Source organism: Pseudomonas sp. P5_B2, assembly GCF_056400445.1.
In genome coordinates this window covers 1-2,325 of record NZ_JBFULH010000620.1, presented here as the reverse complement: position 1 = coordinate 2,325, position 2,325 = coordinate 1, and the positions used below count along the sequence as shown (strand labels likewise).

2 protein-coding genes and 1 pseudogene are annotated in these 2,325 nt (G+C 53.3%); all 3 read right to left on the bottom strand.

Going from position 1 to position 2,325, the window contains the following annotated elements; all coding sequences use genetic code 11:
* Positions 1–768: hypothetical protein (locus AC1DRJ_RS24815; protein ID WP_477804488.1), on the bottom strand; the 768-nt coding region annotated here is incomplete at its 3' end.
* Positions 769–1,193: 425 nt separating this feature from the next.
* Positions 1,194–1,985: a TSUP family transporter gene (locus AC1DRJ_RS24810; protein WP_477804487.1), complete on the bottom strand. Its 792-nt coding sequence runs from the start codon at positions 1,983–1,985 to the stop codon at positions 1,194–1,196.
* A gap of 72 nt (positions 1,986–2,057) precedes the next feature.
* Positions 2,058–2,325 (bottom strand): annotated as a pseudogene (locus AC1DRJ_RS24805) (hypothetical protein); the annotation flags it as partial.

Genomic DNA, 2,325 nt, shown 5'->3' with positions numbered 1-2,325 from the left:
GTTGCGGCCATCTTCCCCTTTGCCACTGACAAAAGAGTCGCTACGAGTGAATTGGAAGTTACCCGTGGTCAGTGCGAGGCAGTGGGTGACGCCGATTTTCTCCAGTATGGGAGGCAGCGGAATGACCCTCGTAGGTTCCAGGCTCGGGTTCCACAGCGCGGAAAGTATGAGCGAGGACGGAGAGGGCGAGTGCCCGTCTTTCGCGTTCACGGCGCACCAGTAAGGCGCCTCGGTATGCGGGCCAAGCGCGAGGCCGGAATGGGAACTCAGTTCTTTGATTTCCGGCTCGGCATTGATTTTGGTAAGTCCGCCACCTTTGAAGTTGGCGACCAATCGAACCAGCTTTCCTTCGTTGTCCATGTCATAGGCAAAGGAGCTGTTATCCACCAGTTTCAACAAGATCTGATTACGGGCGGCCAGGCAAAGGACGTCGTGTCGATTTTCCAGGGATGTCAGGTCTGGCAGTTCATTTGGTGGGCTGGCATCGGTGATTTTTTGCATCCCTTCAAAGATCAACACGCAAACAAGGCCATTGGAGTAGGCCGCCAGCAGTTCGCGTTGGTCTTTCGAAAACGAGAGCTTCAATTCTGTGGTTGCCAGAGAGGCTTTGAAATTGGCTCCTGGTGCCTGCGGCCCGCCGATGGCGGCCAGTTCTTCGGCGAACTTGTGAAGCCAACTTGACTGCCGAATATCAAAGCTGAAAATTCTGATGTCCTGTCCAGTAAAAAGCTCAACGTTTTCGACATCCCGTTTGATGGCTTCAGTCATTGTCTACATCCCTGTTGTGTATCTGCTCCCGGTTACGCGGCAGCTCCTCTCACGATTCTGCCCAAGCCGATGATCAGCGTATGTCATCCATTTCCGTTAAAGCCTACGGAGCGTTCCGACAAACCCGAGAGACGGAGAGAAGGGCCGATCACCAATGCTTGATGCCACTAGGGACTCGGCTTCGGAAGGCGTTTCAGGTGCTTACTGGCGTGGCGCGAGGAGGTGGGGGGATGCTTCGTGCGGCGCTTCGAGGGTGACTGGAACAGTGCCTCATCAAATCCCAGGCATAAAAAAACCCTGAATCTTGCGATTCAGGGTTTTCGGTATTKGGTGCCCAGAGACGGAATCGAACCGCCGACCCTGCGCAGGGCGGGTCGGCTGCGATCAAAGCTGAAGGCAAGAACTGGTCAGCGCCGTACCGGCAATCATAACCAAGCCAACGATTCAAGGACCGCGACGCGCAAAGGATTGCTTTCTACGCTCAGCAGCTTGAAGGCCAAGGCGCAGCAGACCACGATCAACATGGGTTTAATCAAGCGTGGACCGACGCGAACAGCGGCTCGTGCACCCAATTGAGCGCCGATGAAGGCCGCCAAAGCCATGGCTATGGCAATCGGCCAAATAATCACACCTTTGGTAATGAAGACCGACAAAGAACCCAGGTTGCATGAGGCGTTGGCAAGTTTGGTAAAACTCATGGCCCGCATCATGCCCAAGCCGCAGAGAAGTACAAACCCGACAATAAAGAAAGAGCCCACACCGGGGCCAAATATACCGTCGTAAAAGCCCAGGATCGGCGCGACGGTAAACGAAAAAAGCAGAATGCCGATTCTCTTGCGTCGATCTTCATTGGCCAGCTTGGGAGAGAAAGCAAAATAGATAGCCACCAGAATCAGCATGATAGGCACGCAAACTTCCAGATAGTGCTTATCAACAGAGCTGACCAGCAAGGCACCACTGGCGCCGCCAATAAATCCGCAGATCACCAGGAAACGGCCTTCGCGCCACTCGATCATTCCTTTGCGAGCAAAGGTCACAGTGGCCGAAACARTTGCCGAAGCGGCCTGGAACTTGTTCGTTGCAATTGCACTGATCGGATCTATACCGGCCAGAAACAATGCAGGTAAGGTAATCAAGCCCCCACCGCCGGCAATCGCATCAAAAAAACCGGCGAAAAAAGCAACAAGCGCCAACATACCTATTAAATCCCAAGACATAACATTCCCTTTTTATAGTTATTGGCCAGTTATCACATGACTGGTCCTTCCGCAGCTTGATCGCTTAAAAAATCAGCCCTGCAGCAGTAACGGGTCCTCTGAAATAGCGACAGGGGAAGAAAATTTTGAAAGCCCGAAAATACGAACCAGGACCCGCCGGTTGTCCTTAATGACATCGCGACAGTGCAGGGCTCGGACGTTATTGATGACCATGGCCGACTCTTGCGTCAGCGTGTGCTCGACTGGAGTTGCTTCGCTTACCTCCTGGCAAAGGGCCGCGTAGGCCGTTTTGACAAAATTTGAGGCGTTGTCGTTGACCGAAAAGCGATACGAGTTGAAG